Annotated in this window: 20 protein-coding genes; 3 read left to right on the top strand and 17 right to left on the bottom strand. The window is 64.0% G+C overall.

What is annotated here, in order from left to right; genetic code table 11:
* Positions 1–22 precede the first annotated feature (22 nt).
* From O0881_RS21335 to O0881_RS21305, 7 genes are all read right to left on the bottom strand, one after another.
* Positions 23–868: an ABC transporter permease subunit gene (locus O0881_RS21335; RefSeq protein ID WP_289912918.1), complete on the bottom strand. Its 846-nt coding sequence runs from the start codon at positions 866–868 to the stop codon at positions 23–25.
* Complete coding sequence (locus O0881_RS21330; RefSeq protein WP_289912916.1) at positions 865–1806, bottom strand: ABC transporter permease subunit; 942 nt, start codon at positions 1804–1806, stop codon at positions 865–867. Before O0881_RS21330 ends, O0881_RS21335 begins: the two co-directional genes overlap by 4 nt.
* A gap of 7 nt (positions 1807–1813) precedes the next feature.
* Positions 1814–2962, bottom strand: a complete 1149-nt coding sequence (potA, locus tag O0881_RS21325) for a polyamine ABC transporter ATP-binding protein (RefSeq protein WP_289912915.1) — start codon at positions 2960–2962, stop codon at positions 1814–1816.
* Between the two features lie 137 nt (positions 2963–3099).
* Complete coding sequence (locus O0881_RS21320) at positions 3100–4560, bottom strand: aspartate aminotransferase family protein (protein WP_289912913.1); 1461 nt, start codon at positions 4558–4560, stop codon at positions 3100–3102.
* Between the two features lie 12 nt (positions 4561–4572).
* Positions 4573–5943, bottom strand: coding sequence for a glutamine synthetase family protein (locus tag O0881_RS21315; protein WP_152284186.1), 1371 nt, complete (start codon positions 5941–5943; stop codon positions 4573–4575).
* Positions 5944–6010: 67 nt separating this feature from the next.
* The gene (locus tag O0881_RS21310; protein WP_289912912.1) at positions 6011–6778 is read right to left on the bottom strand and encodes a gamma-glutamyl-gamma-aminobutyrate hydrolase family protein; all 768 of its coding nucleotides are present in this window, start codon (positions 6776–6778) and stop codon (positions 6011–6013) included.
* Between the two features lie 133 nt (positions 6779–6911).
* A complete protein-coding gene (locus tag O0881_RS21305; RefSeq protein WP_289912910.1) occupies positions 6912–7034 on the bottom strand; it encodes a hypothetical protein in 123 nt (40 codons plus the stop codon).
* A gap of 28 nt (positions 7035–7062) precedes the next feature.
* Here O0881_RS21305 and O0881_RS21300 point away from each other — a divergent pair, with 28 nt between their 5' ends.
* Positions 7063–8208, top strand: coding sequence for an MFS transporter (locus O0881_RS21300; protein WP_289912909.1), 1146 nt, complete (start codon positions 7063–7065; stop codon positions 8206–8208).
* 6 nt (positions 8209–8214) lie between these two features.
* Here O0881_RS21300 and O0881_RS21295 read toward each other — a convergent pair whose 3' ends face one another.
* The 5 genes from O0881_RS21295 to O0881_RS21275 form a co-directional block, all read right to left on the bottom strand.
* Entirely contained in the window at positions 8215–8985 is a 771-nt protein-coding gene (locus tag O0881_RS21295; RefSeq protein WP_289912908.1) for a hypothetical protein, read from the bottom strand.
* Positions 8982–9548: a sigma-70 family RNA polymerase sigma factor gene (locus tag O0881_RS21290; RefSeq protein ID WP_289912907.1), complete on the bottom strand. Its 567-nt coding sequence runs from the start codon at positions 9546–9548 to the stop codon at positions 8982–8984. Before O0881_RS21290 ends, O0881_RS21295 begins: the two co-directional genes overlap by 4 nt.
* 49 nt (positions 9549–9597) lie before the next feature.
* Positions 9598–11478, bottom strand: coding sequence for a beta-propeller domain-containing protein (locus tag O0881_RS21285; protein WP_289912905.1), 1881 nt, complete (start codon positions 11476–11478; stop codon positions 9598–9600).
* Positions 11479–11574: 96 nt separating this feature from the next.
* A complete protein-coding gene (locus tag O0881_RS21280; protein ID WP_099376350.1) occupies positions 11575–12198 on the bottom strand; it encodes a trimeric intracellular cation channel family protein in 624 nt (207 codons plus the stop codon).
* Positions 12199–12202: 4 nt separating this feature from the next.
* Positions 12203–14677 (bottom strand): PBP1A family penicillin-binding protein, encoded by a 2475-nt coding sequence (locus tag O0881_RS21275; protein ID WP_289912903.1) that lies wholly within the window; start codon positions 14675–14677, stop codon positions 12203–12205.
* Between the two features lie 144 nt (positions 14678–14821).
* Between O0881_RS21275 and O0881_RS21270 the strand changes: the two genes are divergently transcribed.
* Complete coding sequence (locus O0881_RS21270; protein ID WP_099666334.1) at positions 14822–15709, top strand: HTH-type transcriptional regulator ArgP; 888 nt, start codon at positions 14822–14824, stop codon at positions 15707–15709.
* Here the strand turns inward: O0881_RS21270 and O0881_RS21265 are convergent, their stop codons facing one another.
* The 4 genes from O0881_RS21265 to O0881_RS21250 all read right to left on the bottom strand — a co-directional run bounded on the left by O0881_RS21265 (position 15710) and on the right by O0881_RS21250 (position 19359).
* Positions 15710–16582, bottom strand: a complete 873-nt coding sequence (locus O0881_RS21265; RefSeq protein WP_289903289.1) for an ABC transporter permease — start codon at positions 16580–16582, stop codon at positions 15710–15712.
* A complete protein-coding gene (locus tag O0881_RS21260; protein ID WP_289912902.1) occupies positions 16579–17424 on the bottom strand; it encodes an ABC transporter ATP-binding protein in 846 nt (281 codons plus the stop codon). Before O0881_RS21260 ends, O0881_RS21265 begins: the two co-directional genes overlap by 4 nt.
* A gap of 1 nt (position 17425) precedes the next feature.
* On the bottom strand, positions 17426–18382 hold the full coding sequence (locus tag O0881_RS21255; RefSeq protein WP_289913243.1) for an ABC transporter substrate-binding protein: 957 nt from the start codon (positions 18380–18382) through the stop codon (positions 17426–17428).
* A gap of 92 nt (positions 18383–18474) precedes the next feature.
* Positions 18475–19359 carry a TauD/TfdA family dioxygenase gene (locus O0881_RS21250; protein WP_099666330.1) on the bottom strand — a complete coding sequence of 295 codons (885 nt, stop codon included), beginning with the start codon at positions 19357–19359 and terminating at the stop codon, positions 18475–18477.
* A gap of 212 nt (positions 19360–19571) precedes the next feature.
* Between O0881_RS21250 and O0881_RS21245 the strand changes: the two genes are divergently transcribed.
* On the top strand, positions 19572–20057 hold the full coding sequence (locus O0881_RS21245) for a sel1 repeat family protein (protein ID WP_251350098.1): 486 nt from the start codon (positions 19572–19574) through the stop codon (positions 20055–20057).
* Between the two features lie 21 nt (positions 20058–20078).
* Here O0881_RS21245 and can read toward each other — a convergent pair whose 3' ends face one another.
* Positions 20079–20750, bottom strand: a complete 672-nt coding sequence (gene can / locus O0881_RS21240; protein ID WP_099666328.1) for a carbonate dehydratase — start codon at positions 20748–20750, stop codon at positions 20079–20081.
* Position 20751 lies beyond the last annotated feature (1 nt).

Below are 20751 nucleotides of genomic sequence, written 5' to 3'. Positions count from 1 at the left end.
AGATGAAAACGCCAGCTTACTCCTAGTCCGCCGAATACGCCGCAGACAATTGCTTGCGGCGTCTGCGGTCGGCGCGCGCCAGCATCACGGCATACGCGATCACGGCGAGCGTCACGACGAGGATGGTCAACGCGGCGATGGCGTTGACGCGCGGATCGAGCCCCAGGCGCGCGCGCGAGAAGATCACCAGCGGCATCGTCGTCGAACCGGGGCCGGACAAAAAGGCCGACAGCACCACGTCATCGAGCGACAGGGTAAATGTCAGCAGCCAGGCCGATGCCAGCGCCTGCGTAATGTTCGGCAGGGTCACGAGGAAGAACACCTGGTGCGCGCGGCAGCCCAGGTCCATGGCCGCCTCGGCCAGCGACTTGCTCATTTCCTGCAGGCGCGACTGCACCACCACGGCAGCATACGCCATGCCCAGCAGGGTGTGGCCCAGCCAGATGGTCAGCACGCCCCGCTCGGGGAAACCGAAGACCTTTTGCATGGACACCAGCATCAGCAGCAGGGATAAGCCGATGATCACTTCCGGCATCACCAGCGGCGCGCTGACCATGGCGGAAAACACGGTGCGGCCACGGAAGCGCTGGTAGCTGCTCAAGGCGAAAGCGGCGAACGTGCCGAGGATGACGGAAGATGTCGCCGACATGAAGGCGATCTTCAAGGACAAACCGAAACCCGAGATGATTTCCGTGTCGCTCATCAGCTCGCTATACCAGCGCAGCGAGAAGCCGCTCCACACCATGTCCTGGCGCGAGCTGTTGAACGAAAAGACGATCAGCACGATGATGGGCAGGTAGAGGAACAGATAGCCCAGCGAGAGCCAGCCGCGCCCGAACCAGCGCTGCAGGAAATTACGTCCGTTCATGTGCGCTCCTCCGCGTCCTGGTCCGTCTTGTATTTGTTAAAAATGGCCATCGGCACAAGGATCAGCAGGATCACCAGCACCGTTACCGACGAAGCCATGGCCCAGTCGTTATTGGTGAAGTACTCATCCCACAGCACCCTGCCGATCATCAGGGTTTCCGGGCCGCCCAGCAGCTCGGGAATCACGTATTCGCCCACGGACGGGATGAACACCAGCATGGCGCCGGCGATGATGCCCGACTTCGACAGTGGCACCGTGATGCGCCAGAACGCCTGCAATGGCGTGGCGCCCAGGTCGGCCGCTGCTTCCAGGTAGCGCATGTCCATTTTCACCAGATTGGCGTACAGGGGCAAAATCATGAAGGGCAGATAGGCGTACACCATGCCGACCACCAGGGAAAACGAGGTGTTCATCATGTGCAGCGGTTCGCTCACCACACCCAGCGCGATCAGCAGGTCGTTGAGCAAGCCGTGATTGGCCAGGATGCCCTTCCACGCATACACGCGCAGCAGGAACGAGGTCCAGAACGGCAACATCACCAGCATCATCAGCACGGGGCGGATCGACGGTTTGGCGCGCGCCATGAAGTAGGCGAACGGGTAGCCTATGCACAGGCAGATGGCGGTGGTGATGGCCGCGTACTTGATGGAGCTGAGGTAGGTGAGCATGTACAGTTCATCGGCGGCGATGAACAGGTAATTTGCGATTTTCACCTTCAGCACGACGATGCCGTCGACATACGACAGCAAGCCGCCGAACGGGCTGCCCGCTGTGTCCATGTCGGACAGGCTGATGCGCAGCACGATCAGGAAGGGCACCAGAAAGGCGGCCGCCAGGAACAGCGACGGCACGGCGATGACGACGTTGCGGCCCGCATTTTTCCCCGTTATCCAGCGCAGGATGACGAGATTGCGCAGCAATTGCAAAATAGGCGTCATGATGGCCTCAGCTGGTCAGCACGACGATGTCGGCACCATCCCACCAGACCCACACGCGCTGCTCGCGCTCGAGGCGCGAGACATCGTGGCGGGCCGCGTTGGTGCGCGAGACTTTCACCACACTGCCGCTGTCGAGGCGCACGTGGTAACTGGTTTCATTGCCAAAATACGCCATGGCGACGATCACGCCCTGGGCGCAGTTGTAACCATGTTCCGCTGGCGACGCGCGCTCCTCCAGGGCGGGAGGCTCGATCTGGATGCCGATTTTTTCGGGGCGCACGGCCACCGAGACATCCATGCCCAGGTTGCCCGTGATGCCATGCGCGACATACTGGCGGCCGTCGGGCGTGTCGATGATCACGTGATCCGGTTCGTCTTCCGTGATGCGGCCATCGAACAGGTTCACGCTGCCGATAAAGTCGGCCACGAAACGGCAGTTCGGCGTTTCATAGATTTCGCCTGGCGCACCCACCTGCAGGATGCGCCCTTCGCTCATGACGGCGATGCGCGTGGCCATGCTCATGGCCTCGTCCTGGTCGTGCGTGACCATCACGCAGGTGACGCCCACCTGCTCGATGATGTTCACCAGTTCCATCTGTGTGCGCTCGCGCAGTTTTTTATCCAAGGCGCCCAACGGCTCGTCGAGCAGCAGCAATTGCGGCCGCTTGGCCAGGCTGCGCGCCAGCGCCACGCGCTGCTGCTGGCCGCCAGACAGCTGGTGCGGCTTGCGCTTCGCGTACTGGCCCAACTGCACCAGCGCCAGCATCTGCTCGACGCGCGCCGTCACTTCCGCTTTCGGCAAGCCGTCGCGGCGCAGGCCGAAGGCAATGTTGTCCCACACGGACAAATGGGGGAACAGCGCATACGACTGGAACATCATGTTGATGGGGCGCTGGTGCGGCGGCACATCGACGATGCTGCTGCCCGCCAGGGCGATGCGGCCCGACGTCGGCGTCTCGAAACCGGCCAGCATGCGCAACAGGGTCGACTTGCCGCAACCTGAACTGCCCAGCAAGGCGAAGATCTCGCCCTTGTTGATCGTCACGGAAATGTCATTGACGGCGCGCACGCCATCGAATTCCTTGACCAGTTGATCAATCAGCAAAAAAGGCGCTGGGGCGTCGCTGGCCGACGCGGCTGGTGTTGCTATCGTCATTGTGGGTAGCTTCTGGGTAAGAGGGTGTCAAAATGAAAAACTGGCCGCTACAAAGAGCGGCCAGGATGGAAGTTTAGCGGAACTGCCGCGATTCTGGTCCAAAAAATGCGCAGATAGCGGCAAAATGGGGCAAAAACCTACACCCAGCCCTTCGCTTTCACGTCCGCATGGGTCTTGTCCAGGCACACCCGTATCAAGCCCACCATTTCGTCGATCTGCGCGCGCGTCATGACCAGGGGCGGGGCGATGATCATGCGTTCGCCCACGGCGCGCATGATGACGCCATTGTCGAACATGTGGCCGCGGCAGATCATGCCCACGCCCTGCTCCTCGTCGAACAGCTCGTTCTCGTGCACGGTGGCGCCCTTCCGACGCACCAGGTTCAGGCCCGCGACCAGGCCGCAGCTGTCCGCGTAGCCGACCAGCGGATGGTCGGCCAGACTGGCGAAGCACTGCTTCAGGTAGGGGCCCGTATCCTCGGCCACCTTCGCCACCAGTTGCTCTTCCTCGATGATGCGGATGTTTTCCAGCGCTGCCGCGCAGGCGACGGGATGGCCGGAATACGTGAAACCGTGCGTGAACTCGCCGCCCTGCTCGATCAGCACCTTGGCCACCCGATCGCCCACCAGCACGCCGCCCAAGGGCACATAGCCCGAGGTGACGCCCTTGGCAAAGGTGATCAGGTCGGGCTTGATGCCGAACAGTTCCGAGCCGAACCAGCGCCCCAGCCTACCGAAGCCGCAGATGACTTCATCGGCGATGAGCAAAATGCCGTACTTGTCGCAGATACGCTGAATCTCGGGCCAGTAGGTCGATGGCGGGATGATGACGCCGCCGGCGCCCTGTACCGGTTCGCCGATGAAGGCGGCCACCTTGTCGGCGCCGATTTCCAGGATTTTGTCTTCCAGCCAGCTAGCCGCCTTGATACCGAATTCCTCGGGACTCAAGCCGCGACCCGATTCCAGGTAATTGGGCTGGCCGATGTGCGCGATGCCGGGTATCGGCATACCACCCTGCGCATGCATGCCATCCATGCCGCCCAGCGACGCTCCCGCCACCGTGCTGCCGTGATACGCGTTGTGGCGGCTGATGATGGTGTGGCGTTCTTTGTAGCCGAGGATATCCCAGTAGCGGCGCACCATGCGCAGGTTCGTGTCGTTGCCCTCGGAACCCGAACTGGTGAAGAACACGTGCTGGAACTGCGGCGGCGAGATCTGCGCCAGCTTGGCCGCCAGCTGCGCGGCCGGCACGTTCGTCGTGCCAAAGAAGCTGTTATAGAAGGGCAGCGTCTCCATTTGCCGGTACACGGCTTGCGAGATCGACGTGCGGCCATAACCCACGTTCACGCACCACAGGCCCGACATGCCATCGACGATTTTCTTGCCCTGGCTATCCCACAGGTAGACACCGTCGCCGCGCACGATCACGCGCGCCCCCTTGCTGGCGAGGTCCTGGAAATCGGTGAACGGGTGCAGGTAGTGGGCCGAGTCCATCTGCTGGATGGCGGCCGTGTCGTATACCTGCGGCGCCGCGTTTTTCTGCGCCACGGAGGCGACCAGGGCGGCGCTGGGCGCCAGCGGATTGTGTGTTGTGCTCATTGCGATCCTTTCCTATACGTGCAGCAGCAGATGTTCGCGCTCCCACGGACTGATGACGGTCATGAATTCCTGGTGCTCGAGATCCTTGATGGCCGCATACACGTCGATGAAGCGCTCGCCCAGTACCGTGCGCAGCTTGTCTTCCGCGCGCAGCAGCTGCAACGCTTCCGGCAAGCCTTGCGGCAGTTCGAATTTCAGGTCATACGCGCTGCCCACCATCATCGGCGTCGCTTCCAGCTGTTCCGTCATGCCCAGGTAGCCGCAGGCCAGGGTCACGGCCAGCGCCAGGTAGGGATTCGCATCGGCGCCGATGATGCGGTTTTCCACGCGCCGGTCCTGCACGCCCGATTCGGGCACGCGGAAGCCCACCGTGCGGTTATCCAGGCCCCACTGGATGTTGATGGGCGCGGCCGTGTGACGCACGATGCGGCGGTAGGAATTCACGTAGGGTGCGACGATGGCCATGGCCGATGGCATGTAGCGCTGCAGGCCCGCGATGTAATGCTTGAAGATGGGCGCAGCCGAACCGTCCTCGTTACTGAAGATGTTCAGGCCCGTCTTCGCATCGACGACGCTCTGGTGCACGTGCATGGCGGAACCCGGTTCGCCCGCCATGGGCTTGGCCATGAAGGTGGCGTACATATCGTGTTTCAGGGCAGCTTCGCGCAAGGTGCGCTTGAAGAAAAACACCTTGTCGGCCAGGCCCAGCGGATCGCCGTGCAGGAAGTTGATTTCCATCTGCCCTGCGCCGATCTCGTGGATCAGGGTATCGACGTCGAGGTTCATCAATTCGCAGTAATCGTAGATATCCTCGAACAGGGGATCGAACTCGTTGACAGCGTCGATGCTGTACACCTGGCGGCTCGTCTCGGCCCGCCCGCTGCGCCCGATGGGCGGCTTCAAGGGCAAGTCCGGGTCCGTGTTTTTCGCCGTCAGGTAGAACTCCAGTTCCGGCGCCACCACGGGTTTCCAGCCCTTGTCCGCATACAGTTTCAGCACGCGGCGCAGCACGGAGCGCGGCGCGAAATCGACCAGCATGCCGTCGGCAAAATAGCAGTCGTGGATGACTTGCGCGGTGGGATCCGTGGCCCACGGCACCATGGTGATGGTGGTGGGATCGGCCTTCAAGATCATGTCGCGGTCAGTGCTGGAAATGGCGCGGTCATAGCCGCCATCGTCGACCGGGTAATTGCCCGTCACCGTCATGCCCAGTACCGCTTCCGGGATGCGCATGCCGCGCTCCTGGGTAAATTTTCCGCGCGGCAGGATCTTCCCCCGCGCCACGCCCGTCAAATCGGGCACCAGGCATTCGATTTCCGTGACGCGCTTTTCATTGAGCCACAAATCCATATCCGTATAGGTGAAATTTTCGCGTATTGCCATGTTTCCCTCTCGTTGGTCTTGCGCTTTTCCTGATTAAGCGCCGCATGGTGCCGGTGCGGCGCGCCTGTCATTCTTTATTCCTGTGCTGCTGTTCCTGGAAATCGCGGCACGCCTGGCCAAAGGCGCCGAATAGCCGCATCGACTGCGGGTTGTCTTCCACCTGCCACTCCGGGTGCCATTGCACGGCCAGCGTAAAACCGGCGGCACTGGCCACGCTATACGCTTCCACCAGGCCGTCGTCGGCCAGTGCTTCCACCAGCAAGCCATCGGCCAGCCGGGCAACGCCCTGGCCATGCAGGGAATTGACCATCATCTCGCTCTCGCCGCCCAGCAGGCGTGACAGCAGGCCTTCGGGCATCAGCTTGATGCGGTGCGCGGGCATGTACTGGCGCGCCAGGGGATCGAGCACATTCTCCCGGTGGTCCTGCATGCCCGGCACGGCGTGCACGGCCTGGTGCAGGCTGCCGCCAAGGGCCACGTTGACTTCCTGAAAGCCGCGGCAGATGGCCAGCAAGGGTAGCTGGCGCGCCAGCGCGGCGCGGATCAGGGGCAAGGTAGTGGCGTCGCGCGCGGGATCTTGCGGCAGGTCGGGATGCAGGATGTCTTCGCCATACAGGCGTGCATCGACGTTCGAGGCGGAACCGGTCAGCATGACGCCGTCGGCGAGGTGCAGCGCCGCTTCCAGGTCCGCATCCGCCCCCAGGGCGGGCAGCAGCAGCGGCATGCAGCCGGCGCCGTGCAACACGGCGTGCAGGTATTTGTCCTGCGCCATGTGCCAGGCGTGGCTGCCAAGCTGGCGCTGGCAGGCGGGGACGAGAACGATGGGACGGCGCATAGAGTGCTACCTCGCTGGCGTGACGATCCAATGACAGCCCATGACGGCGCTGCCGCTCGCTTCACTGTACAGCAGAGCCGGCAGGGGCGGCCACACCGATGGCCGTGGCCAGCGGCGGCACACATCGCCTACACTACGGCTTTGCAATATTGTCTTTGTTAAAATCATCATATGCCCGTCCGGCGCCAAATACCAGCACCACCGGCAAAGTCTTCTTACTTTCCCATGCATCCACACCGTTTTCCAGCCTTTCCAAATACCTGTTCCATCCTATGGGAGCAACCATGAAGCACATGCCGTGGCGCGACTTCTTCGCCCTCGTGGTCAGCATCGGCGTGGTGGGCCTGGGCCTGGGCGCCACCATGCCGCTCACCGCGCTGACCTTGCACCAGCGCGGCGTGGGCACGGACATCATCGGCATGATCACGGCCGTCAGCGCCCTCGGCATCCTGGCCGCCTCGCCGTTCGTCTCGCGCTGGGTGGGACGCTTCGGCGCGCGCGCCACCATGCTGGGCGCCGTCTGGGTGGCATCGCTGGCGACGATCGCCATGCAGTTCACCGACCACCTGCTGGCGTGGAGCGTGCTGCGCTTCTTGTTCGGCGGCGCCATGGGCGTGCTGTTTACCATCGGCGAAGCGTGGGTGAACCGCCTGGCGCCCGACAATTCGCGGGGACGCGTGGTGGCCATGTACACCACCAGTTTTACCTTCTTCCAGCTGATCGGCCCCGCCCTCGTGGCCCTGTTCAACGACAAGATCAGCTGGAGCTTCACCGCCTGCGGCCTGCTGTTTTTGCTGGCCGTGCCGGGATTGATGCTGATCTCGAACAGCGGCCCGGAACGCGAACCGGAGGAACACGGCGTGAAATGGACCCTGATCCTGCCGCGCATGCCGATGATCGTGCTGGGCGCCGCCTTCTTCGCCCTGTTCGACACGCTGGCATTGAGCTTGCTGCCCCTGTACGCGATGGAGCACGGCATCGGCACGGACCTGGCCCTGCTGTCGGCCACTGTGGTGCTGGTGGGCGACACGGGCCTGCAATTCGCACTCGGATGGATGGCCGACCGCTTCGGCCGCGCCAGGGTCCATGCGGGCTGCGGCGTGGCCGTCTGCCTGCTGCTGCCGCTGCTGCCGTTCGCCGTCGGCACGCCGTGGCTGTGGTGGACCTTGCTGCTGTTGCTGGGCGCGGCGGCGGGCGGCATCTACATGCTGGCGCTGGTGGCGTGCGGCGAGCGTTTTACGGGCCTGTCGCTGACCAGCGCAAGCGCCATCGTCAACGCCACCTGGGGCGTGACCAGCGGCGGCGGACCGCTGCTGACGGGCGTCCTGATGCAATCGGTGGGCGTGAATGCCCTGCCGGCCGTGATGTGGGTATGCGCCGCCATTTTCGTGGGCAGCGCCGTGTGGGAACGCCGAAAAGGAATCGTCTAGCGTTTTTTACTTCGTTTCCAGCCGCTGCCGCAGCTCCTCGGCTACCGGATAGTCGGGATACGCCTGCCGGAACGCCGTCCACTCCTCGTGCGCCAATGCGCCTTCGCCGGCCTTCAAAAGGGCGTCGATCTTCACCAGCCACACGGAAGCGTCGAGCTTTGCGGGCGGCGGCATCGGCGCGGAGCGGGCCGCGACGGGCGCGGGCTTGGCAAGCGCGCGCTGCATGCTGGCCTCGGCCTGCATGGCGGCTTGCGGTTCCATCGTCTGATGCATTGCCGTGGCAGGCGGCGGTGCCGGTGGTGCTGGCGGAGGCACGGGTGCTGGCACTGGCTCGGCCTGCGCTGGCATCTTGGGTACCGCTTTGGCCATGGCGCGCGGTACCGGTGGCGCAGACTCAGTCGCGGGCGCAACGGCAGGTACGGCGACGGGTGCAGGCGTCACCTCCTGCGTGACCGGTTCCCCGACCACGGGAAATTGCGCCGGCTTCGAGCCGAACCAGTCCACGCCGATCAGGTTGACCGTCAACAGCACGGCCGCGGCCAGTCCCAGCGGAACGCGCCAGCGCTGCAGGTAGTCAGGCGCTTTTTTCGCCGGCAGGGTGCGCAGCACGCCGTCGGCGCTGTCGTTCGCGGCCGCCGGCTGCTGCAAGGCTTTTTCCGCGTCCGCCAGAATGGCCGCATCGAGCGCGCTGGAAGGCGCGGGCTGCGGCAGGGTGGCCAGCAGCGCGTTCAAATCCTCGTCGTGCCGTTCGTCGTTATCTTGATCGTGCGTATTCATGCCTGTCCTCCCGCGCCAGCGGCGCTGTCCAAGCCCGCGCGCAATTTCTGCATGGCGTAGCGCAGCCGGCTCTTGACGGTTTCCGCTTCCGCCCCCGTCACTACGGCGATCTCGAGGATGCTCATGCCGCTGAACTGCTGCAGCACCAGCGCTTCCTTTTGCTCCACCGGCAGCGCCGCGATGGTCGCATGCAGCAGCGCGTGCTGCTGTTTCTGCTCCAGCGATTGCGGCGGCGATGTACCCTCGTCCGCCAGTTCGCCCACGTCGTCGTGTTCCTGTCCTTCCCGCTGGCGCAGGATGTCGATCAGGCGGTTGCGCGCGATCTGGTACAGATAGGTGCGGAACGCCGCCTGCGGCTGGTAGCCGGCGCGCGCCGCATGCAGGCTGGCCCACGCGTCCTGCGCGATCTCGTCCACCCACGCGCGGCGCGGCGAACGCCAGGCCACGAAGCGGTACAGGCCCTGGCTATGGCGCCGGTACAGTTCGCGAAACGACGGCAGATCGCCAGCGCTGTAGCGCAGCATCAGATCTTCATCCGTCGCGGTCAATAAAGTGTCGGGCATGCGGACCAGTGTAGCCGAACTACGCGGCGGCGACAATTTCGCTACGCCGTCAGCGTGCAGCGGGCGCAATGGGTGCATAGCTGATGCGGCGCACTTCGCGGATCTGTCCATCCTTGAACGCCCCTTCCACCAATTCATAGCCGAGCAAAGCGAAGACCCTACCCTGCAGGAACAAGGGGCGCGCATTGCCGTACCAGTCCACGCAGGACGCGCGACAGCCATCGTCCGGCGTTTGGCCAGACCGCGCCGCCAGCGCGCCCAGTTCCGTCAATTGCAAGCCGCTGTTGCGCAGGTAAAGCACGGAAGCCGATGGCTTGTTCAAGCCAGGCCGCTCGTCCGCGCCCAGGATGGGCAAGCCGATCATGCCCTCGCCGGCCGCTTGCGGCTTGTAGAAAAAGCCGTGGCTGCGCGATTCGCCCTGCGCCGCATCGGCGCGGATATAGCGCGTGGCAATCGCCGCCTGCGCCCCCAGGCGGATGCTGCTGAAATGCAGATCCTTGCCCTGCGCGCCGATCACCACGGCGTCATCGCCCAGCGCTTCGATGCGTTCCACGCCGTGCGGCAGGGACAGGGCTTGCACGCTGCCCCCATCGGCCCAGCGTACGGCATACAGGGGCTGGCGCGGCCAGGCCTGGTCAGCCTTGCGGCGTCCGGGATTGCCCGGATTGCCGTACAACAGATACGGTCCCACATAGCGGTTTTGCAGCCCGTAGCCGCCACCACCGGGCAGCGCCTTGTAGCTGCTGGCGGGCGCACTGTCGCGGCCATCGGAAAACGACGCCAATGGCACGCGCAGCAGCGCCATGTCACCCCGGCCACGCGTGCCATCCCACATGGCGTCGCCCTGGCCTTCGGCGCGCAGCAGGACGTTCAGGTGGCCATCCGCGCTTTCCAGGAACGAGAACTGGTCGACGGGTGCGCCGGCCACCTTCAGTGCGCTGGGTGCGCTGCCATCGAGGGGGATGCGGAACAGGCCAGAATCGCTGCCCCGGCGCGTCGTCCACACAAAGACGGATTCGCCCGACACATAGAACACGCGGCCCTGCGGTCCCATCACGGCGGTCGCTTCACAGCGCATGTCGCGCTGCGCCAGGTCGCACACGGTGACCGTATGCAGGGTCAGGCCGGCGCCCATCTCGGGTTCTTCGTCGGTGCGGTAGATGCGCGTGGCCGGGGCGATGCGTTTGAAGTCCGATGGTACGGCGTCGGGACGCCAGCGGCGCAGCGCGGGAAAGCCGCCGAACGGGTCGCCCCGGCGCAAGTTCAGCGACAAGGGCGAGTAAAACACCAGCTTGCTGCCGATCATACGGCTCGCGTAGTTGCGCGACGAGTAATAATCGTTGGAGCGCAGATGATACGTGGAGCGGTAGGCCAGCTTGCCGCCCGCATCGATGTCGAACAGGCCGATCTCCGTGCCGCCCCGGCTGTAGCTGTAGCCGATCACCACCACCGTGTCGCCATCGATCAGCATCTCGTCATACCAGCTGCCGGAAGGGTCGCTGCCCGGCGCGAACGCGTCGAGCGAGGCGACGGGCTGCAGGGCCTTGCCCCCCACCTGCACAGTGAACAGCTTGCCGCGCCGGAGCATCACCAGGTGCTTGCCATGCAGCTTGACGATGCCGCCTTCGTCCACGCCCGCCGTCTGCACATTCGTGACGGATTCCGCCGCTTCTGCCGACGCTGCCGGCGCGGCTTTCGCCACCATCGGCGCAGGCGGTGGCGCCGACATGTACTGCGCCGTGGCGCCCTGCAGTTTCTGTTGTTCCCTTTGCTGTGCCGCCTGGCGCGCCTGCAACTGCTGCAGGTAGCTGCTCAAGGCCTGCTCGCTGGTAAACGGCGCCAGGGTCTTGCGCGGCGCCGTGCCGGCGGCGTGGCAGCCCGCCGACAGCAGCAGGGACAGTATCAATGTGATCTTGAGGGCGCTGGACATCGCTTCTTCTCCGGTTGGCTGGGGTGTCCAACATGAAACGCAGCGGCGGAGAAAAAGGGGTTAAATGCGCGTAAAAATATTCAGGAAGCCAGCGCCCTATTCAAATCCCCGAATCCGGTCGCCATTGAAATTCGGCAGGCGCCACTCGAAGTGCAACGCCAGGAAACGGAACAGGAAACCGGCGCCGATGGATGCCAGTTGCGCCACGGAGCTGTCGACCTTGAAATACAGCAGACCGACATACAGGCTGCCCGTAAACAGGGCCACGGTGGCATACACTTCACGCTGCAGCACGAGGGGAATCTGGTTGCACAGGATGTCGCGCAGCAGGCCGCCGAAAACGCCCGTGATCATCCCCGCCAGCACGACGATGGCAGGATGCATCTTGGCCGACATGGCGATGTCGCAACCGATCACGCAAAACGCCACCAGGCCCAGTCCATCGACCAGCAGGAAGACGGCGCGCAGATGGTGCAGGTAGCGCGCGACAAAGGCCGTAACGACAGCCGCGCCGATGGTAAACAGCAGGTACTCGGGATGCGCGATCCAGCCCAGCGGATAGTGCCCCAGCAGCACGTCGCGCACCGTGCCGCCGCCGAGCGCCGTGACGGTGCCGATCATGCAGATGCCGAACAAATCCATGCCGCGCCGCATGCCCATGATGGCGCCTGACATCGCTTCGGCGACAATCGCCACCAGGTAAATCGTATATAACAGCATGCTCTTACTCTTCCGAAAATGATTTGAGAATTTGTTCGCGTTCGCGCGCTTCGCTCAGGGTGCGCGCCTCGTTCGTGCCAGTGCTGGAGCCGCCGTTGCCAGCGTCACCGTGCGCCATGCGCGTATCCGCACCCAGGCTACCGCAACTGACACTGCTGTGGATAAAGGCAAAGTTATCCTTCAGGCAGTCGCCGGCCAGGTATTCGGCATACACATAATCGCCGTCGAGCAGGGCCAGGCCTGCCGGTTCGGCCAGCACCTGCTCGCGACGGCCCTGCACGGCCACCTGCATGTAATCGCGCCAGACGGGCAGCGCCAAAGTCCCCCCGGTGGCGTTGCCCAGGCTCTTAGGCTGGTCGTAGCCGAGCCAGACGACGGAGACGAGGCCCGAGGAATAGCCGGCGAACCAGGCGTCGTAGGCGTTATTGGATGTTCCCGTCTTGCCGGCCGCGTCGCCGCGTCCCAGCGCCAGCGCGCCGCGGCCCGTGCCGCTCTTGACGACGTCGCGCAGCATGCTGTCCATGACGTAGGCGTTGCGCGTGGAGATCACTTGCGTACCCGGTACTGGTTCTCCCTTGGCGCGTGGCGCCGCATCGCTGAACAGCACTTCTCCGCTGCGGCTGCGCACTTCCTTGATCAATTTCGGCGGCATCTGCATGCCGCCATTAGCAAACACGGCATACGATTGCGCCAGCTGCAGCGGCGTGACGGCACCCGCGCCCAGCGCCAACGGTAGCGAGACGGGATTGCGCGCGCTCTCGAAACCGAAGCGCGTGGCGTAGTGCTGCACATAGCCTGGACCGGCCGCCTGCATCAGGCTGACGGCCACGAGGTTTTTCGAGCGCACGAGGCCCCGCCGCACGCTGATGAAGCCTTCATAGTTATTACCGTAATTGCGCGGACGCCACGGCTGCGCGCCCGTTTCCTGCGGCAGCAGCAGGCGCTGCGTATCATCCACGGCCGTGCCGGGGAAATATCCCTTTTCCAGCGCCGCCGAATACACGAAGGGCTTGAAGCTGGAACCGGGCTGGCGGTAGGCTTGCATGGCATGGTTGTAGTGGTTGCGGTAGAAATCGAAGCCGCCCGCCATGGCGACGATTTCGCCGCTGTGCGCCTCGACGGAAATCAGTGCGCCTTCCATCTCGGGCAACTGGCTCACCAGCCAGCGGTTCTTGGCCGCGTCGTGCACCACGCGGATCACGCTGCCTTCGACGATGGCGCGCTTGCCGTCCCACTGCAGCTTGCCGCCCAGGCGCGCATCCGATGCCGTCAGCACGATCTCGTCGCCATTGCGCAGCTGCGCCTTGACCTGGCGCATGCCGCTCGTCTCCACCTTGCGCACCAGCGCGGCGCGCAATTCGCCGCTGTCCGGATAGGCGGCCAGCTGGCGCGCCACGCTGTCTGCGGAAGTGGCCAGGCGCGCTTCCGGGCCACGGTAGCCGCGCCGCGCCTGCGCATTCAATAGCCCATCGCGCAGCGACTTGTCGGCCGCGCGCTGCGGCGCCATGCGGATGGTGGTCGTCACGTCCAAACCCATGCTGTAGGCGCCCTCGGGATAGCTTTGCAGGATCAATTGGCGCGCTTCTTCGACCGCATACGCGGCCGCGTGCACGGAGCTGTTGCGGTCCTTGTTCAGCGCCAGTTTTTCCGCCACGGCGGCCGTGTATTCGGCTGGCGTGATGTAACCGAGTTCGCGCATGCGCTGCAGGATGTAATGCTGGCGCACGGTGGCGCGCTGCGGATTGGCGACAGGGTTGTAGGCCGATGGAGCCTTCGGCAAGCCGGCCAGCATGGCTGCTTCGGCGATGCTGACGTCGGCCAGCGGCTTGTCGAAATAGATGTTCGAGGCAGCGGAAAAGCCGTAGGAGCGTTCGCCCAGGTAAATCTGGTTCATATACAGTTCCAGCAGCTTGTCCTTGCCATAGTGCTGTTCCAGCTTGTAGGCGAGCAGCATCTCCGTCAGCTTGCGCTGCACGGTCTTTTCGCGCGACAGGAAGAAGTCGCGCGCCACCTGCATGGTGATGGTGCTGGCGCCCTGCGCGTGGTGGCCGGTGACGACATTGGCGAGCGTGGCGCGCGTGAGGCCATAGAAATCGACGGCGCCGTGTTCGTAGAAGCGCGCATCCTCGATGGCCAGCAGGGCCTGGCGCATGCGCAGGGGGATCTCATTCAAGGGCAGAAATTCGCGGCGCTCTTCGCCGTATTCGGCCAGCAGCTCGCCTTCGCTGGAGAAAATGCGCAGCGGCAGCGCGGGCTTGTACTGGGCCAGGTGCTCGACGGCGGGCAAATCCTGCCACGCCTGGCGCAGCCACCAGCCGCCCGCCAGGGCTGCGGACAAGCCCAGGCCCAGGGTCAGGCCCAGGCCGAATTTCAGATTGCGCGCCAGCTTCGATGGCGGCTTGCGCGCCGTGGCGCCGTCTTTGCCGCTGTCTTGCGAGCTGTCTTGCGAACTGTCTTGCGCCGTATCTTGCGTTTCCATATTGTCATTCCTTTGCTGCCAGAAGGCCGCACGCTGGCGCACGGCACTCTATCAAAGAGGTATTGTGCACTGCAACACACCTATCCTTATAAAAAGTAAGTATTATTTAGTATTGATAAATTTTTCTTATGTTAGGCACGCACCATGGACCTCAATCCCAAGCACACGGAAGCGTTCCGCGCCGTCGTCGAAACGGGCAGCTTCGAGCAGGCGGCGCTGCGGCTGCACCTGACGTCGCCCGCCATTTCGCAGCGGGTGCGGGCGCTGGAAAGCCAGCTGGGCAACGCCCTGATCGTGCGCAGCCGTCCTGCGCGCGCCACGCGCATGGGCCAGCGGCTGATGCAGTATCTGAAGCGGGCCAAGCTGCTGGAAGCGGACTTGCAGGCGGAACTGGCGGTGCAGCAGGATGCCCCGCTGACCCTGGTGCTGGCGCTGAACGCGGACTCGATGGGCACCTGGTTCTTCCCGGCCCTGTCCGAGGTGCTGATACGCGAGCGCGTGCTGCTGGACCTGACCGTGGAAGACCAGGACCACACCTACACCTTGCTGGAAACGGGCATGGCGATCGGCTGCATCAGCACGGAGCCCAAGCCCATGCGCGGCTGCACGGCCGAGCCGCTGGGCGTGATGCGCTACTGGCTGGTGGCCACGCCAGCGTTCCGCCAGCAGTGGTTCGCGCACGGGCTGACGCGCAAGGCGGCGCGCACGGCGCCCGTCGTCGCCTACACGCGCAAGGACACCCTGCAATCGTCGTTCCTGCAAGAGGCGCTGGGCTTGCCCGAAGGGGCCTACCCCTGCCATTACGTGCCGGGCGCCACCTCGCACTTCAACGCCATCCGCTACGGCCTCGGCTACGGCATGGTGCCTGAGCTGCTGCTGAAAGCGAATACGGACGGCGAGCTGGTGGAAATGCTCACGCCCAAGACCCCGGCCGACGTGGCCCTGTACTGGCATACGTGGAAGGTGCAGTCGCCGCGCCTGGAGCAGCTGTCGCGGCAAATCGTCGCGGCGGCACGCAGCATGCTGAAATAGCTATCGCTGCATGCCCCAGCGCTTGAGAGTCACGCGTTCCAGGCTGCGAAAGCCGATGTTTTCCACCAGCAAGCCGATAACGATGACGGCTGCCAGTCCCGCGAACACCTTGTCCGTGTACAGCTCGTTGCGGTTCTGGAAGATATACCAGCCCAGGCCGCCCTGGCCCGACGTGGTGCCGAATACCAGCTCGGCCGCGATCAGGGTGCGCCAGGCAAACGCCCAGCCGATCTTGAGGCCCGAGACGATGGACGGCAAGGCGCCAGGCACGAGGATGTGCAGCACCAGGCGCAAGCCGTTCAAGCCGTAATTGCGGCCCGCCATGCGCAGGGTGTCGGGCACGCCCTGGAAGCCCGCATACGTGTTCAGGGCCAGCGGCCACATCACGGAATGGACAATGACAAAGATCAAACTGGCGCGCCCCAGGCCAAACCATAATAAAGCCAGCGGCAACAGGGCAATGGCCGGCAAGGGATTCAACATGGCCGTCAGGGTTTCCAGCACGTCGCGCCCGATGCGGCTGGACACGGCCAGCAAGGTCAGCACGAAGGCGGCCAGCACGCCCATGGCATAGCCCTGCAGCAAGACGACCAGGGATGCGGCCGTACGCGTGAGCAATTCGCCGCTGGCGATGCCGCCGATGAATGCCTGCGCCGTCTGCAAAAAACTGGGCAACAATAAATCGTTGTGCGTCCAGCGCGCCGCGCCTTCCCACAGCAGGGCCAGGCTGAGCAAAATCAAGGCCTTGCGCCATAGCGCATGCTGGCCCAGGCGCTGCCAGCGCGACAGCGGCCGCTCGACGGTGACGCCGGCCGGCGGCGGTGCCGCGTAGACGAATTCCTGGCGGATCGGCGGTTCCAGCAGCGCGCTCATACGGCCTCCCTGCGTGCCGCGTCAGCTTGCTGGGCGGGAGCAACGTCCTCATCGAACAGCAAACCATGGATGCGGCTGCTGGCAGCCTGGAATTCCGCGCTGCCGGCGCTGTGCAGACCGAACTGATGGCTGTTGAGTTCGGCGCGTACCCGGCCCGGATGAGGCGACAGCAGCAGGATGCGGTTGCCCACGACCAAGGCTTCCTCGATCGAATGCGTGACGAACACGAGCGTAAAACGCAGCTCGTCCCACAAGCGGCTCAGCTCTTCCTGCATCTTGCGCCGCGTCAAGGCGTCGAGGGCGGCAAACGGCTCGTCCATCAGCAGCACTTCCGGCTGCATGGCCAGGGCGCGGGCGATGGCCACCCGCTGCTTCATGCCGCCCGACAAGGTATGCGGATGGGCATCCTCGAAACCGGCCAGGCCCACCTTGGCGATCCAGCGATGGGCGCGCTCCCGGGCCGCCATCTTGTCCAGCCGCTTGCTGGCAAGCAAGGGGAACATGACGTTCTCCAGCACCGTTTTCCATGGCGGTAACTGGTCGAATTCCTGGAACACGACGACACGGTCCGGCCCCGGTTTCTGGATGGGCTGGCCGTGCATGGCGATGCTGCCCGCGCGCGGCGCGATGAAGCCGGCCACGGCTTTCAGCAAGGACGATTTGCCGCAGCCGGATGGCCCCAGCAGCACAAAACGGTCGCCGCGGAACACGTCGAAACTGACGTCATGCGTGGCGCGCACGGTGCGCTGTTCAGTCCGATATTCCAGGCTGACATTCTTGACGCTGAGCAAAGGCTGTAAGGCGACTGGCGGACGTACCAGGTGAAAAGCGGGTGCGTTCATGTCAGCCTCCTTGCGTAATGGCAGGGTCGTCAAAGAAGTAATCGCGCCAGCTGTCGGGCAGGTTGCGGATGGCGTTCACGCGGTGCAAAAATTGCGCCAGGCCATGGGTGTTTTGCGGCGAGATCTTGAATTGCACTTGCGGATTCGCAAAGATTTTCAGCAGCAGGTTGCGGTCTACCTTGCTCTTGTTGACCTTGATATAGATGTCGGCCGCGCCTTGCGGATTGCTGCTCGCATACTGCGCCGCTTCCGCCAAGGCGGCGATGAAGGCGCGGTAAGTCTTCGGATTGTCCTTGCGATACTTTTCCGTCGCATACAGCAGGGTCGACGAGCTTGGCCCGCCTTGCACGTCGTACGAGTTCAGGATGATGTGGGCGTTCGGGTTTTGCGCCAGTTCCTGTTCCTGGAACGGCGAATTGCCGAAGTGGCCGGTCAGCTCCGTGCCGCCGGCGATGATGGCGGCCGCCGCGTCCGGGTGCGGCAGGGTTTGCGTGATCTTATCGAGGCGGGCGAATTCCTTGTCGCCCCACTGCTTCGCCACCGCCATTTGCAAGATGCGCGCCTGCACGGAAACGGACACGGCGGGCAAGGCGATGCGGTCCTTGTCCGTCAAGTCCGCCAGGGTTTTTACCTTGGGGTTGTTGCTGATCAAATAGTAGGGAAAATTGCCCAGCGAAGCCACGCCGCGCACGTTCTGCCTTCCCTTGGTGCGGTCCCAGATGGTCAGCAGCGGCCCCAGCCCGGCCCCCGCGATATCGATGTTGCCCGACAACAAAGCATCATTGATCGCCGGCCCGCCGGACAGGGTGATCCACTCGACCTTGACATCGACGCCCTGCTGCTTGCCATGCTTTTCGATCAGCTTTTGTTCCTGCGCAATATTGAGCAGCAAGAAGGTGATGCCATGCTGGCCCGCGATGCGAATCTGCCCTTCGGCCCGGGCCATGGGCATGGCCATGCACAGCAGGGCGATGGTGGCGAGCAGGCGGCGGGCAAAGCTAAAGATCGGCAACATGGACACTCCTTGAGTCAGATCAACAATCAAAAAAATCAGTACGGCGCATCGCCTTCGATGGTGGTGCGATACAACTTGCGGCGCTGGTCGGGCGGGCAGCCCGTCGCCAGGTGCATCAGCGAGCGGTTGTCCCAGAACACCAGGTCGTGCGGCTGCCAGCGGTGCACGTACAGGTGCTCCGGGCGCACGCTGTGGGCAAACAGTTCATCGAGCAGGGCGCGGCTTTCATCGTCGGGCAAGCCGACGATGCGCGTGGTGAAGTGTTCGCTGACAAACAGGGCGCGGCGGCCCGTTTCCGGGTGCACGCGCACGACGGGGTGCGTCACGGGTTTGACTTCATCGACCTGCGCCTGGGTCAGGGCGGGCCGCCATGGGTTGCGGCGGCGCAATTCCTCGTACTGGCTCAGGTAGCTATGCTCGGCACGGGCGCCGCGCACGGCGTGGCGCAGCGCGGCCGGCAAACTTTCCCACGCCAGGTGCATATTCGCAAACACGGTATCGCCTCCGTCCTGCGGCAACTCTTGCGCATGCAGCATGGAACCGAGGCTGGGCACTTCCTTGTACGACAGGTCGGAATGCCAGAAATGGCCCGCGTCGCCCAGGCCGATGGGCTGGCCATCCTCGACGATGTTCGAGATGATCAGCACTTCCGGCTGCGTGGGCAGCTGGAACTGGCGCAGCACGTGGATTTGCAGGGGGCCGAAGCGGCGGCTGAAATCGACTTGCTGCTGCGGCGTGATGCGCTGGTCGCGGAACACCAGCACGTGATGGTCGAGGTGGGCGTGGTGCAGGCGCTGGAAGTCGCCCAGCGACAGCGGCTGCGCCAGGTCCAGCCCCAGCACTTGCGCGCCGAGCGGCGCATCGAAAGTCTCGATACGGAACGGGCTGGAAGAAAACGCGGGTTTCAGGACGGCCGACATGGGAACTCGACTAGAGTCAGGGGAAGTCCACTGTATGCCGGCCAGCCTTGCTTGCAAACGAAGCATTTACTATATGGATATGCGCGGCGCGTTGCGCCACGCTGCCACAGCGGCTGTCACGAATTGGCACAGCAGCACCGGCCTTGCCCGGGCATGGTGCTAGCACGAAACTTGCTTATCTACTAAGCTTTAACCCTAGCCCCAGGAAAGCCATGCCCACCTACGCCCTGCTGCTCGCCTTGCTGTTGACTGTTCCCGTCCATGCCCAGGATAGCCAGGGTGAAAGTGATCTCAGCTACAAAGCCTATGTGCACAGCGACAAGCGCATCAAGTGTTTGTACGGCTATGCGGCCGACAAGACGGGCGACCATGCGGCCGCCGTCGCCATCTTTGAAGATTGCATCCGGCGCTGGAACGATGTGTATTCGATGATTTGGCTGGCCCAGCTGTATGAAACGGGCATCGGTGTGACCAAGGACCTGGCGCAGGCGACGGCGCTGATGCGGCGCGGCGCGCATACGAATGATGACGCCGCCTACGCGCGGCTGGCGCGCTACCACTATGGCGTGGCGCTGGCCGAAGGCCGGGGCACGCCGCAGGACATTCCCCAGGCCAAGACCTGGCTGCGCCAGGCGGCGCAAGAGGGCGTGCGGGAGGCGGCCGACTACCTGGGCCGCCTGGAAGGCGCGGCACCTTAGCGCCGCGCCAGCATTGCTGGCTTACGCCGTCGCTTCGTAGCGGGCCAGGCGGGCCGCCATGCGCGGCGCCAGTTCGTGGCCGGCCTTGACGGTCACTTCCAGGTCGTTCAGCAAGCCATCCTTCAAGCCATAGACCCAGCCATGGACGCTGAGTTCCTGTCCGCGTTCCCACGCATCTTGCACGATGGTGGTCTGGCACACGTTCAAGACTTGTTCCACCACGTTCAGTTCGCACAGGCGGTCGCCGCGCTGGCGGCTGGTCAGCACGTCGCCCAGGTAGCGCTCGTGCTTCTGGCCCACGTCCTGGACGTGGCGCAGCCAGTTGTCGACCAGGCCGATGCGCGTGCCCGTCATGGCCGCATGCACGCCCTTGCAGCCGTAATGGCCGACGATGATGACATGTTTGACTTTCAGCACGTCCACGGCAAATTGCAGGACGGACAGGCAATTGAGGTCGGAATGCACGACCACATTGGCAATATTACGGTGCACAAACACATCGCCAGGCGCCATGCCCAGCAGTTCGTTGGCGGGCACGCGGCTGTCGGAGCAGCCGATCCACAGGTATTCGGGCGACGTTTGCGCTTCCAGATTCTTGAAGAAGTTCGGGTCTTTCGCCACCATCGAGTCGGCCCAGCGGCGGTTACGCTGCAGCAGTTCCGCCAGGGCCAGGCCATTTTTCGGTTCGGTCATA

Origin of the sequence: Janthinobacterium sp. SUN100, from assembly GCF_030397705.1 — a bacterium.
GTDB lineage: Bacteria > Pseudomonadota > Gammaproteobacteria > Burkholderiales > Burkholderiaceae_D > Janthinobacterium > Janthinobacterium kumbetense.
Note: the sequence above shows the minus strand (reverse complement) of the source record. Positions and strands in the feature narration are given on the sequence as shown.